Source organism: Herbaspirillum sp. NPDC101396 (assembly GCF_044767365.1).
Lineage (GTDB): Bacteria > Pseudomonadota > Gammaproteobacteria > Burkholderiales > Burkholderiaceae_D > Herbaspirillum.
The window spans coordinates 414,928-427,666 of the sequence record NZ_JBIWNT010000003.1; the positions used below are offsets into that span (position 1 = coordinate 414,928).

13 protein-coding genes and 1 riboswitch are annotated in these 12,739 nt (G+C 59.3%); of the genes, 6 read left to right on the forward strand and 7 right to left on the reverse strand.

Features of this window, described 5'->3' with window-relative positions:
• The first annotated feature begins 96 nt into the window (after nt 1–96).
• The 3 genes from ACIROY_RS11610 (at nt 97) to ACIROY_RS11620 (ending at nt 2,635) form a co-directional block, all read left to right on the forward strand.
• Complete coding sequence (locus ACIROY_RS11610; RefSeq protein WP_402342011.1) at nt 97–1,170, forward strand: alcohol dehydrogenase catalytic domain-containing protein; 1,074 nt, start codon at nt 97–99, stop codon at nt 1,168–1,170.
• A gap of 150 nt (nt 1,171–1,320) precedes the next feature.
• A riboswitch (FMN riboswitch) is annotated at nt 1,321–1,494 on the forward strand.
• 84 nt (nt 1,495–1,578) lie between these two features.
• Nucleotides 1,579–2,088 (forward strand): 6,7-dimethyl-8-ribityllumazine synthase, encoded by a 510-nt coding sequence (locus ACIROY_RS11615; RefSeq protein WP_402341649.1) that lies wholly within the window; start codon nt 1,579–1,581, stop codon nt 2,086–2,088.
• Between the two features lie 292 nt (nt 2,089–2,380).
• Entirely contained in the window at nt 2,381–2,635 is a 255-nt protein-coding gene (locus tag ACIROY_RS11620) for a hypothetical protein (RefSeq protein WP_402342012.1), read from the forward strand.
• Nucleotides 2,636–2,785: 150 nt separating this feature from the next.
• Here the strand turns inward: ACIROY_RS11620 and ACIROY_RS11625 are convergent, their stop codons facing one another.
• Nucleotides 2,786–3,400 (reverse strand): DUF2242 domain-containing protein, encoded by a 615-nt coding sequence (locus ACIROY_RS11625; protein WP_402273040.1) that lies wholly within the window; start codon nt 3,398–3,400, stop codon nt 2,786–2,788.
• Nucleotides 3,401–3,697: 297 nt separating this feature from the next.
• Between ACIROY_RS11625 and ACIROY_RS11630 the strand changes: the two genes are divergently transcribed.
• The 3 genes from ACIROY_RS11630 (at nt 3,698) to ACIROY_RS11640 (ending at nt 6,008) form a co-directional block, all read left to right on the forward strand.
• Nucleotides 3,698–4,741 (forward strand): NAD(P)H-dependent flavin oxidoreductase, encoded by a 1,044-nt coding sequence (locus ACIROY_RS11630; RefSeq protein WP_402273038.1) that lies wholly within the window; start codon nt 3,698–3,700, stop codon nt 4,739–4,741.
• A 287-nt stretch (nt 4,742–5,028) separates the two neighbouring features.
• Nucleotides 5,029–5,250 (forward strand): hypothetical protein, encoded by a 222-nt coding sequence (locus tag ACIROY_RS11635; protein ID WP_029363300.1) that lies wholly within the window; start codon nt 5,029–5,031, stop codon nt 5,248–5,250.
• A gap of 356 nt (nt 5,251–5,606) precedes the next feature.
• Complete coding sequence (locus tag ACIROY_RS11640) at nt 5,607–6,008, forward strand: response regulator (protein WP_016833583.1); 402 nt, start codon at nt 5,607–5,609, stop codon at nt 6,006–6,008.
• Nucleotides 6,009–6,076: 68 nt separating this feature from the next.
• Here the strand turns inward: ACIROY_RS11640 and ACIROY_RS11645 are convergent, their stop codons facing one another.
• The 6 genes from ACIROY_RS11645 to ACIROY_RS11670 form a co-directional block, all read right to left on the reverse strand.
• The gene (locus tag ACIROY_RS11645) at nt 6,077–6,262 is read right to left on the reverse strand and encodes a hypothetical protein (RefSeq protein ID WP_402273035.1); all 186 of its coding nucleotides are present in this window, start codon (nt 6,260–6,262) and stop codon (nt 6,077–6,079) included.
• A gap of 504 nt (nt 6,263–6,766) precedes the next feature.
• Nucleotides 6,767–7,087, reverse strand: coding sequence for a hypothetical protein (locus ACIROY_RS11650; protein ID WP_402273032.1), 321 nt, complete (start codon nt 7,085–7,087; stop codon nt 6,767–6,769).
• Nucleotides 7,088–7,237: 150 nt separating this feature from the next.
• Nucleotides 7,238–8,797, reverse strand: a complete 1,560-nt coding sequence (locus ACIROY_RS11655) for an FAD-dependent monooxygenase (RefSeq protein ID WP_402341650.1) — start codon at nt 8,795–8,797, stop codon at nt 7,238–7,240.
• A gap of 30 nt (nt 8,798–8,827) precedes the next feature.
• Nucleotides 8,828–9,574 (reverse strand): endonuclease/exonuclease/phosphatase family protein, encoded by a 747-nt coding sequence (locus ACIROY_RS11660; protein WP_402273027.1) that lies wholly within the window; start codon nt 9,572–9,574, stop codon nt 8,828–8,830.
• Nucleotides 9,571–11,730, reverse strand: a complete 2,160-nt coding sequence (locus ACIROY_RS11665; RefSeq protein ID WP_402341651.1) for a VTT domain-containing protein — start codon at nt 11,728–11,730, stop codon at nt 9,571–9,573. The genes ACIROY_RS11660 and ACIROY_RS11665 overlap by 4 nt, the downstream gene beginning before the upstream one ends.
• A gap of 183 nt (nt 11,731–11,913) precedes the next feature.
• A complete protein-coding gene (locus tag ACIROY_RS11670; RefSeq protein WP_402273022.1) occupies nt 11,914–12,696 on the reverse strand; it encodes an NAD(P)H-dependent oxidoreductase in 783 nt (260 codons plus the stop codon).
• Between the last annotated feature and the right edge of the window lie 43 nt (nt 12,697–12,739).

The window sequence follows — 12,739 nt, forward strand, 5'->3', positions numbered from 1 at the left end:
CCATGCGGATTATTTCGTCCGACGTCGCTGTTCTTCACGGGCAGACGTGAAAGCACAATTGTCAAAGGAAAAAACGTGAATTTCCATGAACAAGACATGTTGGCGGTGGTATGCCATGCGCCGAAAGACTACCGACTGCAACGCGTCAAGCGGCCGGCTGCCGGCATCAACGAAGTGATCATCAAAATCGCCTCTTGCGGTATTTGCGCCGGTGACTGTAAATGCTACGCCGGAGCGGCGCGGTTCTGGGGCGACAAGGAAAAAAGCAAGCCGTCCTATGTCAAGCCGCCGGTGATCCCCGGACATGAGTTCTGGGGGCATGTCGTGGAGCTTGGTCCAGGCGCCGAAACATATCATGGGGTCGCGCTGGGCGACCGGGTGATCGCCGAGCAAATCGTCCCTTGCCAGAAATGCCGCTATTGCAAAACTGGCTATCGATGGATGTGCGAGGTACATGACGTCTATGGCTTCCAGTGCCAGGTCGCGGAAGGCGGTATGGCTGACTATATGCGATTGTCGGCACGTGCCGTGATTCATAAGATACCTACACATATCGCATTTGAAGATGCTGCTATCACGGAACCCTTGTCTTGCGCTATTCATGCCGTCAATCGTGGTGACATCCAACTCGATGATGTGGTGGTCATTGCTGGTGCCGGCACGCTCGGGCTGTTGATGGTGCAAGTGGTGCGCCTGAAAACACCGAAGAAGCTCGTCGTCATCGATATGGTCGATGAGCGGCTTGAACTGGCCAAGATCTTCGGTGCCGATATCGTGATCAATCCAACTCGGGAAACTGCGGAGAAAGTCGTGCGAAACCTGACCGACAACTACGGCTGCGACGTCTACGTTGAAACCACTGGCGCGCCAATCGGTGTCACGCAAGGCCTGGACATGATTCGCAAGCTCGGGCGTTTTGTTGAATTCAGCGTATTCGGGCGGGACACTACGGTTGATTGGTCCATCATAGGCGAGGAAAAAGAACTGGATTTGCGGGGTGCTCACTTGAGTGCCGATTGCTATCCGATTGCCATTGATTTGCTGGCACGCGGGTTAGTCACGTCCAAAGGAATTGTGACGCATAGTTTTACCTTGGCGGAGTGGGACAAGGCCATCAAGGTGGCCGATTCGATGGCATCTATCAAGGTATTGTTGAGACCAGAGGCATGACATTTCTGTAGTTCGATTAATGGGTTGACGACGCGCTACCCTTGGCGGAAGGAACGGGAAAAGTTGTTGTGTGCTCTGCAGCATTTTTGTAATCGTGATAAATTCCTGCGTGGCGAAAAACTTTGCATCCGATGCGATATTTTTCGACCACGATGTTCTCGGGGCGGGGTGGAAATCCCCACCGGCGGTAATGCTGTAACGGCGTTGTTTTCGACGTCATTGCAGCGAGCCCGCGAGCGCTTGGCGGACGCCTGTCCGTTGAGGTCAGCAGACCCGGTGTGATCCCGGGGCCGACGGTCACAGTCCGGATGAAAGAGAACGAAAACCTGCCGCGCGCATGCTGCCTGCATGCGTTCGCCGGTTTTCATGCGCCCTGTTTTTTATTCGACAAACAGGAGTCCTGAACAAATGCAACACCCATCCAGCAATACCTCGTCCACCAAGAATCGCATCGCCTTCATCCAGGCCAGCTGGCACAAGGAGATCGTCGATCAGTGCCGTATCTCCTTCACTGCGGAAATCGCCAAACTCGGCTTCGCCGAATCCAGCATCGACTTCTTTGAATTGCCCGGCGCGTTTGAAATCCCGCTGCACGCCAAGCTGTTGGCCAAGACCGGCAAATACGCCGGCATCGTCGCGGCCGGCCTGGTGGTCGACGGCGGCATCTATCGTCACGACTTCGTCGCGCAAGCGGTGATCACGTCGCTGATGAGCGTACAGCTTGAGACCGAAGTACCGGTCTTCTCGGCCGTGCTGACACCGCATCATTTCCACTCGCACGGCGAGCATCAGCAATTCTTCCATGAGCACTTCGTGGTCAAGGGCCAGGAAGTGGCGCGCGCTTGCGCCGATACCGTGGCCAAGGTTGCGCGTATTGAAGCGGGGCAGGGCAATGTGGCGGTGCTGAACGCCGCCTGAAGCACGTGGCGGAAAACAAAACGGGCCTTGCTGGTATCGAGGCCCGTTTTTTATTGCAGGTGTCAAACTACGTCAGGAATTTGTAGCATCTTGTTACAAGGCTTACCATCAACTGACTGGTCCTCGGCCTCGAATTGGATTTAAATACAGCTAAGGATTCAACGTTTTATATTTAGCAAAGTATTTAAGTACCTTCAGGTACATCCAAGGAGCCATCGTGAAAAAATCTCTTCTCTCCGTGACAGTCATTTCTGTCGGCGTGCTCGCCGCGAGCCTGTTCGCGACGCCGGCGATGGCGACCCATGTCGGCGTCGGCATCAACATCGGCGTGCCGGTGTATGCACCGCCTCCACCGCCCGTCTATTACGCCCCTGCGCCGGTGTATGCACCGCCGCCACCTGTTTATGTCCGTCCAGCACCGGTCTATTACGCTCCGGCGCCGGTCTATGTGGAGCGCGGCTACTATCATCGCGGCCCCGGTTATTACCGCCATGGCCCGCGTTATTACGGCCACGGCCATTATGATCGCCACGACCATCGCCGTTAAACCGCCTCGCAAGGTTGTCCACAGTTACCCACAGAAACTGTGGGTAACCATGTGAGCAAGTCTGTACAACCTTGGCAAGTCATTGATTTTATTGAAATACTGTGACGCGCCTCAAAATCAGGCAGTTGCTGAAAAACTGTGCAGGGAGTCCTATTTGGACTCCTTTTTTTGTGGCTGCGGCAAAGGGCCGTCAAGCTCGGTTTTGCTGGCTTTGGCGGCATCATCCTCGCCCGGCGCCAGGTAACGCTCCACCGCGCCAAAGAAGCGGTCGTAAAAATGTGCCGAGCGGATGGTTTCGCTGGCCACCCGCACCAGTGAGTCGTCGCTGGACCCGAACGGCATGGAGACTGAGCCCAGCACACCCACGCCGAGGCTGGCCGAGTTGTTGGTTTTCTTCAGCGCGTAGCGATCCTGGGTGGCACTGACGAAGACCGAGGCCTTCTGATCGGCCTTGCCGTTCCCTGCGCAGACGATGTGGAAGGCGATTTCGACGTGCTGGTCGGCTTCCGGCTGGAAGCTCTTGGTGCCGTCGACAATATTGGCCTGCGCCTTGCTGATGATGTAGCCCTGGCCCAGGAGGGCGCGGCGCGCGGCTTCGCAGACTGCGGCGTCGCTGCCGCCGAAGCTGCGCGAATAGGTGTCGGTTTCGCTGAAATCTTCCTGATGGTAAAACGATGGCTTGGACGTGGAGCAGCCCGCCAGCAGCGCGACGGCCACGAGCGGCAGCACGGTATAAGCGAACGGCAAAGGAAGCGAGCGGCGCATGCCTGGATTCTCCTGAAGGTAATTCGATACCCCCGATTGTAAATTATCGGCAAGCCCGCAAGTCGAAGCAGAAGGTAAGGAGTGGTAACAGCGAAGTCGCCGCCGACGCGAAATGACGCGGCCCGTTATACTGGCGATGAACACGAATATTTTGGTTTAAATGTGAATTTTCGTTGATTTCTTGTTGAATATTTCTCGTCGGTCATGACGTAAAAATTTCATTTGAGGCAGCTTCGGCTTCGCAGCAATTTGACGGCATCATGAACCGCAGAAAAAGAATCGGGACAGAGAACAGTCATGGACACACTGCAGAAACTGCTCGGCATCGAGCTGCCGTTGATTCAGGCGCCCCTGGCGGGGATTCAGGGCCACGCCATGGCCATCGCGGTATCGAATGCCGGCGGGCTGGGCTCTTTGCCCTGTGCAATGCTGACGCCCGAGACCCTGCGCAAGGAACTTGAATTGATTCGCGCGGGCACGTCCAAGCCCTACAACGTCAATTTTTTCGCCCACACGCCGCCGACGCCGGATGCCGCACGTGAAGCTGCCTGGCGCACCGCGCTCGCGCCTTATTATCGCGAGTACGGCATCGATCCCGAGCTCATTCCGCAAGGGGCCGGCCGTGCGCCTTTCTCCGCCGAGGCCGCGGAACTGCTGAGCGAATTCAAGCCGCCGGTGGTGAGTTTCCATTTCGGCTTGCCCGACCAAGCATTGATCGACCGCGTACGCAAGTGGGGCGCCAAAGTACTGTGTTCGGCCACCACCGTGGCGGAAGCGCGCTGGCTGGAAGAGCAGGGTGTCGACGCCATTATTGCGCAAGGTCTCGAAGCAGGCGGTCATCGCGGCTTCTTCCTCACGCACGACCTGTCGACGCAAATCGGTACTTTTGCCTTGCTGCCGCAAATTGTCCGTGCCGTCAAAGTCCCGGTGATTGCCTCCGGCGGAATTGCCGACGCGGCCGGCGTGGCTGCCGCCAAGCTGCTGGGAGCAGCCGGCGTGCAGATCGGCACCGCGTACATGCTGACACCGGAAGCCCTTACCAGCGCGCCGCATCGCGCTGCGCTCAAGGGGCCCGCCGCCGAACACACTGCGCTGACGACCTTGTTTACAGGCGGTCCGGCGCGCGGCATCGTCAATCGCGTCATGCGCGAGCTGGGGCCGTTGAGCAGCGCCGCGCAAGTTTTTCCGCTCGCCACCGCCGCGATTGCGCCGTTGCGCGCCAAGGCGGAAGCCCAGGGCAGCGGCGATTTTTCTCCGCTGTGGTCGGGACAGAATGCCCGTGGTTGCAAGGAAATTCCTTCAGCTGACCTGACCCGTGAGTTGGCCGCCGGGTGGGCTTAAGGTTGGAGAGCGGCTGTGTGCCGGCAATAAGTTGATCAGGATCATGTCTCAATAAAAATTGGCATAGAAAGTCAGAAGATTTATTGTTTCGATATAGAAATTCGGTGTAATGTCTATTTCGCAATGCCAAGTTGCAATCAAGATACCGAAGTGAATGCGAGTCACGGGCTTGAAAGAATTGATGCATAGTATGGTGGTGGGGGTCTCACAATATCTTTCCAACCGGAAGTGTTGTGGGGGCTGCGTCAACCGTCAGATTCGAATAACCGACGAGCTAAAAACAAGCGATGGATAAAACAAAGAAAACGGAACTGGAGCGGATCCGTAGAGAGTTGATCAATGCGCACAATCGCGCTGCCTGGCATATGGCGGCGACGATCGTCAAGGCGTCGCTGGTCAAGGGTGGGATGGATGAGCCGCCGACGGCAAGGGAACTTGCCGATCTCAATGCGACGATCACCAATTTGCGCAGCGTCGCCGAAGACGCCATTGAACTGCTCAAGAAATAGGGTCGCAAGGCGGGATCATCGCTCCTGGCATCCACCCTGGTCTGTTTCCTGCTCTGGAAAGAGGTAGCGTATTTTCCGCAAGTTTGCTTTGCCAATCCAAGGATCGACGCACGGTTAGATCGGGTTTCTACCGATATTGAACGTGGCCTCGCCGGAAATGTCCTTACAATACGATCTCGTAAAAATATTGTTTATTTATAAATAGATAACTTGATTTTTCATGGATTATTACAATATTCGTACCGTAGAGTATTGAAGTTTCCAGAAATGTTTTAAACTGGCAACAGTAAAAAATCCAGATAAAAATCTAGATAGTCCCTCGCTCTCACTAACTCGCAAGAATCACATTACCCAACATGGCAGATGATCAATATTTCCTGGTGGTAGACGACTTTTCTACCATGAGGCGCATCGTAACCGGTTTGCTCAAAGAACTTGAGTTCACCAAGATGGCAGAGGCCGAAGACGGCGCCGCGGCGATGAAAGTGCTGGAAGGCGGCGCAGCTCCCATCACCTTCGTGCTGACCGACTGGAATATGCCGGTGATGGATGGCTTGGCCTTGCTGAAAAAAATCCGTGCGACACCGTCCCTGGCGCATCTGCCGGTCCTGATGATTACTGCGGAAGCGAAGAAGGAGAATATCGTCGAAGCGGCGCAAGCCGGCGCTGACGGTTATATCGTCAAGCCCTTCAATGCGGCAACGCTGAAAGATAAGATCGAAAAGATCATTCATCGTCGCGCCAACATGGCGACGTAAGGATCTGTGAAATATGCGGGCCGGGGCCGCATCAGGCGACCGGTTCGGCTGCTCGGGCTGCCGTGCCGTCAGCCGATGGCGAAGTAAGCGCGTATATCGCCGGCAGTCCAGGATTTGATCACCACACCTTCCAGCAGCACCCGGTACTCGGGCTGCTGTGTTCCATCCGCAGCTGCGATCGTGCGGCTTTGCAAAACATACTCAACATTGTTGATGATGGTCGGCAGTTCGATACATTGGTGACCGTCAGGCATTCTTCGTTTCTCCCTTGAATGGCAAAATCCTAGCATGAACCTTTCGCTTTTCGCGGGACGTTTTGTGTAAAACAGGTGAAATCTTTTCTCGTGCTTGTCGCTTTGTCAAAGCTTGGGGCAGAAAATGTGCAGTTATGTAAATGAAACTGCACATTTGATTGTCATCGCGATCATTCCTGTTTTTAACTACCCTCGACAAGGCGGCAGCGGTTATCCGTCTTTGCAAAACTTTGCGGCGTTTTACCGGGCGCGAACGAACTTCGCCGGCGCTGTTTCCTATACTCGACGCATGCCTTGTGAGGGTGCAGGGGAAATTGAACGCCGGGAGGAAATGGAATGAGTTTCGACTGGCTCTTGCACGTTTTGGCCGTGGCTGCGGCCGGAGTATGCGCCGGCGCAATCTGGATGGTGGCGAAGCAGGAACTGAGCGCTTGAGGAGATCCGCCTTGCCGCTACGACAGAGAGTCGCTGGGCAAGCCGGATCGGTTTGACGGCGCGAATGGATTAGCCGCCGCTGCCGCTGCCAGCACCGCCTGCGCCTCCGGCACCAGCACCAGCGCCTCCGGCGCCTGCACCGCCGGAACCGCCGCCGCTATTTCCGCTACCGCTGTTGCCGCCACCAGGAGGCTTGGGTGCGGCGTTGCTGTCCTTCGGTTGGCGTGAGCTCTTCTTTGTTGATTTGGTTTTTGACTTCGACATGTCGTTGTTCACGGTTTGTGCCGAATCATTGGTGGTGCTGGTGCCGGCGGTACCGGTGCTGGCCTGGGCATACGCGCCCGCGCTGAAGGTCGCGGCGACGAGAACTGCAATGAGTTTGGAATGCATGATGGTCTCCTTGGATGTGGACGCCGGGCAGACGCGTGGCGTGTTGAACCATGCTAAAGAAGAATGACGCCATTGAAAGTCGGCAAGTACCGCTACACGATGTCAGAGTAGGACGGACGGCTTGTAGTGGTTTGAAGTCTTTTCCGATGGCTATGCGGCTCTTGCGCCTCCGCCGACCTGCAAGCCACGCTGCTGCAAATAGTCGTCAAACGTCTGCACGCCGCCCGCCGGATCGGCGCACGCGATGTAAGAGTCGGGCCGCAGCAGATAGGCCGCGTTGCGGGCCAGGCCTGCATGGTCGTGCTGCGCGGCCCAGGCGAAGACATGCAGAGCGATGCCGCGCGCAGCAGCCCACTCGGATAATTCCGCGCGCGCTTCGCCATAGACGTGAACTTGCCATGCAGGCGTCGCCAGGCTGGCGAAATTGTCGCCGCCATGCGTCGGCGCCCAAGGCAGGCGATCACCGCCACGGACAGCGCCGGCCTGTCCTGCGCCGAGCGGGCCGTGGCGATAACTGATGGTGGTTTGCGACACCGTGCGAAACAGGAACTCGCGCGCCATCGGCAGACGCACTGCGCGTGGCAGCAACGCCGGCGCCAGGCGCGTACGCACCACCTTCGCCAGATTCCCCGGCGAAGTCACCAGCGTGAAGGCGCGGTCGGTGGTCTGCACCAGGCGTCGCGCGAAAGTCAGACGTTCCGCTTCATAACTGTCCAGCAGACTGTCGCCGGCTTGGCCCTGCAAGACCGCAGCCAGTTTCCACGCCAGGTTGATGGCGTCGCCGATGCCGGTGTTCATGCCTTGGCCGCCGACCGGACTGTGCACGTGTCCGGCATCGCCGGCGATGAAGGCGCGACCGGAGCGGAAACGGTCCGCCACGCGATGATGCACGTGATAGCTGGAGAACCAGTTGACCTTGTCGACCTTGATCTTCATCTCGCGCAGGGCGCGTTCGGAGACATCCTCGAAGCTCAGTGCTGCGGCTTGTCCGTTGCCGCTCAAACCATTCACCCGATCTTCGCGGATGGTGCCGACCAGGCGCGCACGGCCGCCCGCATTCATACCGAACACCGCGACGAAGTCTGCCTCGCTGAGATCCACATGCACCTCGCCGTTGAGCGCAGGCCCGCTGCCTTCGATATCGGCGACGTAGAACAGCTGGCGATACGTACCGCCGGAAAAATCCGCCCCCAGGCTTTTGCGCACCATCGAATGGGCGCCATCGCAGCCGACGATATAGCGCGCCTCGCAGTTCTGTGCGCGGCCGTCAGCGTCGAGATAACGCGCACTGATGTGCGGGCCGGCGTCGCTGTAGTCGATGAACTCGATGCCGCGTTCGATCACAACGCCGGCTGCCTGCAACCGTTCGGCCAGCAGTTTTTCATGACGATCTTGCGGGAAGATCTGCAGGAACGGGTAGGGAGTGAGCCCTTCGCCGATCGCGCCGAGCTGCACGTGCGCTTTGTGCTCGCCTTCGGCCCACAGGTTGAAAGCCTGGGCCCGATGCCCGTCTGCCAATACGGCCTCGGTCAGGTCGAGCTGGCGATACAGTTCCAGCGTCCGCGCCTGCACCACCAGCGCGCGCGACGCCGTGCCCGGCGCAGCCGCCTTGTCGAGGATGCGCACGCGCACGCCGAATTTGTTGAGCGATAACGCGAGCACCATGCCGGTAGGGCCGGCGCCGACGATCAGGACTTCATGCTGTTCCATTGGATGTTCCTTTCAATGAGGGCCGAACCACTAGGCATCGATATGCGCCACCAGCGGCAAATGGTCTGACGCAAGGCGCGCCAACGGGCTCGCGTGCACGTGCACCCGCAACAACCGGCGGCGCGGGCTGATCCAGATGCGGTCGAGCGAAAACAGCGGCCAGCGCGCCGGGAACGTGCGGGGAGCCGGGACCGCATCGAAGTGCGACACCAGCCAGCGCAACGGCCGCCCCCAGACAAACCATTCGTTGACGTCGCCCATCAGGATCACCGGCATGCGGTCGGTATCGAAGGTCTGCAACAGACGCCTGATCTGATCGCGCCGTTCGGCCGGGCGCAGGCCCAGGTGCGTCGCTACCACGCGCAGCGGCTGGCCGTGGCAGTCGAGATCGGCGTCCAGCGCACCGCGTGCTTCGCGGCTGCCAAACGACAAGTCGATGGCGCGCGTCGCCCGCACCGGATAGCGGCTCAGCACCGCATTGCCGTAGCGGCGCTGCGGAGAGTCTTCAGTCGGACCTTCGACAGCGTGGAAGCCGGTCGCTTCCTGCAATACCTTCAGCACGTCTGCGTTCCGGGATCCGCCCAGCGGCACCTCTTGCAACGCGATCACATCGGCGCCGATGTCGAGCAGGACACGTGCGATGCGTTCGGGCGCGAAGCGACCATCGATGCCGATCGCACTATGAATATTGTAGGTAGCGACGGTGAGCGGCCAGGGAGTGGGGCTGACCGGTACCGCTTGCGCGGGGGGCGCCAGGATGGCGGCGATGTCGTTCATCGCACGCTCCGCTGTTGCGGTGAAAACAATTTCTGCAAGCCCAGCGCCATGCCGATCAGCAGCGCCGCCATACCTGCCAGCAAGGCCATTGTCGCCAGGCTGGGATGGCGGATCGCTTCGGCCAGGTTATGCGCAAATGCGACCGTGAGGATAATGCCGGGCGCCATGCCGAGGAAGGTGCCGATCAGATAATCGCGCAGGCTCAGGTGCGACACGCCGGCCACCACATTGGCGATCGTGAACGGCGCCACCGGCAGCAGCCTGATCACCACCATGGCAGGGATGCCGCGCTTGGCGAAGCGCCGGCTCAGGCTGTTGACGCGGCGGCCCAGCAGCTGTTGCAGCGTCTCGCGTCCGAGCCAGACGCCAAAGCCGAAACCGGCCAGCGCACTCAGCAACGATCCCGCCAGCGCATACAGGGCGCCGTAGAACGGTCCAAACACGATGCCCGTCACCGCGATCAGCAAGGTCACCGGGAACATCAGCATACCCGCCACCAGATACACCGCCATCACCGTCAGCGGCGTGAATGGCAATGCCTCAAGGCCGCGCGCCAGGGCGATCAGCGAACTCAGGTTGAGCCACTCGCGCAGCGGCGTGAAGCGCCACGCCAGAGTCAACGCCAACAGCAGGATACCGAACACGCCAAGGCCGATCAGACGGCGCGGCACCGGCTTGCGTGCATGACCGGGCACGAACTGGGCAATCAGTTCGTCGGGATTGATCGGCGTTTCCGGATCGAACATCACCTTGTCGGGCATGAGTGCCTCGATCTGCGGCAGCAGCTCCGGATCGAGCGTGACCATCGACCGGCCCTCGCTCTGCAGTGAGGCGATCGCGGCATGCAGGCCGGCGCCCTTGTCGATTTCCAACCGGACTGTTTCTACATTGACGTCGAGATGTTCTGCCAGCAAGCGGTTGCGCATATCGGCGATCGCCGCACGCATGCGCGCCTGTTGGGTCTCGTCACCATGGGCTTCGATCACGAGATTGCATTCGGTGTCATACGCCATTGACCGGTTGCTCATGTTGGCCGAGCCGACGCAGAACAGGTGATCGTCGACCGCGAACACCTTGCTGTGGACATTGAGGCAGCCGTCCTGCTCGCCGGCCAGTTGCGGGCAGTACATGCGATAGCGGTCGCGACGGTCGGCGGTTTTCAGGCGCTGATGAATGCGTGCGCGCAGGTGGCCCATGGTGGCTTGCTCCAGCCAGCCGCTCTGGTTCTGCGGCGACACCACGGCGACTTCCGGCGCGTCGTCTTCAGCCAGGCGTGCCGCCAGCGCGTCGTGCAGCACATTGGAGGTGAAGTACTGATTTTCGAAGAACAAGGAATGCCGTGCCGTTGCGATGGCGTCGAGGTAGAGCTGGCGGATTTCGCCGACGCCGTCGATGCCGTCACGTTCCGGTTCGGTGCGTGCGATGCCGATCTCGACCTCGCACAGGTCGGCTTCCACACCGGCCGGCCACAGGTCGTCGCCACCTCCAGCCTTGTTCAGCGCCAGCGCAGGTCTGCAGCCGGCACGCGACCAGCGCATGCGCGCCAATTCGCCCAGTGCTTCAGCGGCCTCGCCGTCGACTATGGCCTGCACGTCATGGAAAGGACCGTAGGATTTGTCATCAATGTCGCGGCGCAACGGTTGATCCGGCGCATGTTCCGGCGTGTCCCAGCGATTGCGCGTCAAATCGATGCCGCCCGCGAAGGCCAGCTTGTCGTCCACCACGACGATTTTCTGATGATGCGAAGCGCCGACCGGATGGCTGGCGTCCATATGGAAGTAGAGCCGGCTGCGCTTGCGCCAACCGTGCTTGTAGGCAGGCGGCCATTCGCGCTCCAAGGCATACAGCATCGCAAAATCCCAGTTCAGGATATAGACGTGCAGTTGCGGACGTTCCTCAATCAGTGCGTTGAGGAAGTCGCCCAGCGCCTCCGGATAGCCGTCGTCGGCGCCTCCCGGCATCAGTCGCATGCGGCTGTCGATGTCCCAGCCCAGGATGAACACGCTGCGCTGCGCCTTTCGCACAGCGGCGCGCACAGCGCTGAAATAGGCGTCAGCGTCGATCAGCAGTTTGAAGCGATGAGCCGGCGCAATGCGCCAGCAATTCTTGCCGGGCTCGAGCAGGCGAGTTCGGGATGGCGCTGGCTCGGTATGCATGGATCCGCTGACCTTTCGGTAATGCCTGCGGTGCAGGCGCAATAAGGGATTCCAGCGTAAACAGGACAGTCCGGCGCGGGTATCGGCAAATGCCTTTTTCCAAAGTCAGACAAAAAGGAAGTTGAAGGGGCGCAACAAGCGCAATGTGGGAAATGTTGCGATTTTGGAATCATTCCAATGAATTCATAAATCCCGCAGGTGCGCCGCAAAGCCCGACACCCCCGGCGCAATCTCCTCACGCAGCGTCAACGCCGGGATGGCGTAGTCGCCGGCGTTTTGCGGACGGAACGCAATCGGCGTGGTGCTGGCGAGCGTGTCGAGGCGCTCACCGAGCGCTGCGCAGATGTCGGCGTAGCGCGCAGCATCGGTCTTGCCGGTGCGGTACACGACGAACGGCGGCAGCACCGCGAAGCCGGGGTAATACAGGATGCCATGGTGGATAGGGAACAGCAGGTCGTTGATCGGGCCGTTGATGCCGCGCGCTGCATAGTGCGACTCCCAGCCGCCGGTGGTGGTGATTACCATCGCGCGTTTCCCTGCCAGCGTGCCTTCTCCAAAACGGTCGCCCCAGTGGGTATCGGAATGTTCACCGACGCCATAGGCAAAGCCGTAAGCGTACACGCGTTCCACCCAGCCCTTCATGATGGCCGGCATGGAATACCACCACAGCGGAAATTGCAAAATCACCATATCGGCCCAGCGCAGCTTGTCCTGTTCGCGCGCGATATCTGCACTTTGCAGGCCGTTCTCAAAGGCATGCATCGATGCCAGCGATGCATCGAAGCGTTCGCCGTTGCGCGGCGCCAGGCTGTCGTTGGCATCGATCGGCGCTTTCCAGTTCATGGCATACAGATCCGACACTTGTACGGCGTGGCCGGCCGCCTCCAGGCGCGCAACCGAGAAATCCTTGAGGGAACCGTTCAGCGATTGCGGTTCGGGATGGGCGTAGACAATCAGGACATTCATGGCGGGCTTTCAAAAGAAGGAAGCGCCCAGCTTAGGTCTGTGT

Excerpts from the sequence above, each read along its gene's own strand:
- ACIROY_RS11625 (WP_402273040.1), bottom strand. The coding sequence starts at position 3,400 with ATGCGCCGCTCGCTTCCTTTGCCGTTCGCTTATACCGTGCTGCCGCTC.
- ACIROY_RS11650 (WP_402273032.1), bottom strand. The coding sequence starts at position 7,087 with ATGCATTCCAAACTCATTGCAGTTCTCGTCGCCGCGACCTTCAGCGCG.
- ACIROY_RS11655 (WP_402341650.1), bottom strand. The coding sequence starts at position 8,797 with ATGGAACAGCATGAAGTCCTGATCGTCGGCGCCGGCCCTACCGGCATG.
- ACIROY_RS11640 (WP_016833583.1), top strand. The coding sequence starts at position 5,607 with ATGGCAGATGATCAATATTTCCTGGTGGTAGACGACTTTTCTACCATG.
- ACIROY_RS11670 (WP_402273022.1), bottom strand. The coding sequence starts at position 12,696 with ATGAATGTCCTGATTGTCTACGCCCATCCCGAACCGCAATCGCTGAAC.
- ACIROY_RS11665 (WP_402341651.1), bottom strand. The coding sequence starts at position 11,730 with ATGCATACCGAGCCAGCGCCATCCCGAACTCGCCTGCTCGAGCCCGGC.
- ACIROY_RS11660 (WP_402273027.1), bottom strand. The coding sequence starts at position 9,574 with ATGAACGACATCGCCGCCATCCTGGCGCCCCCCGCGCAAGCGGTACCG.
- ACIROY_RS11645 (WP_402273035.1), bottom strand. The coding sequence starts at position 6,262 with ATGCCTGACGGTCACCAATGTATCGAACTGCCGACCATCATCAACAAT.
- ACIROY_RS11630 (WP_402273038.1), top strand. The coding sequence starts at position 3,698 with ATGGACACACTGCAGAAACTGCTCGGCATCGAGCTGCCGTTGATTCAG.
- ACIROY_RS11635 (WP_029363300.1), top strand. The coding sequence starts at position 5,029 with ATGGATAAAACAAAGAAAACGGAACTGGAGCGGATCCGTAGAGAGTTG.
- ACIROY_RS11610 (WP_402342011.1), top strand. The coding sequence starts at position 97 with ATGTTGGCGGTGGTATGCCATGCGCCGAAAGACTACCGACTGCAACGC.
- ACIROY_RS11620 (WP_402342012.1), top strand. The coding sequence starts at position 2,381 with ATGGCGACCCATGTCGGCGTCGGCATCAACATCGGCGTGCCGGTGTAT.
- ACIROY_RS11615 (WP_402341649.1), top strand. The coding sequence starts at position 1,579 with ATGCAACACCCATCCAGCAATACCTCGTCCACCAAGAATCGCATCGCC.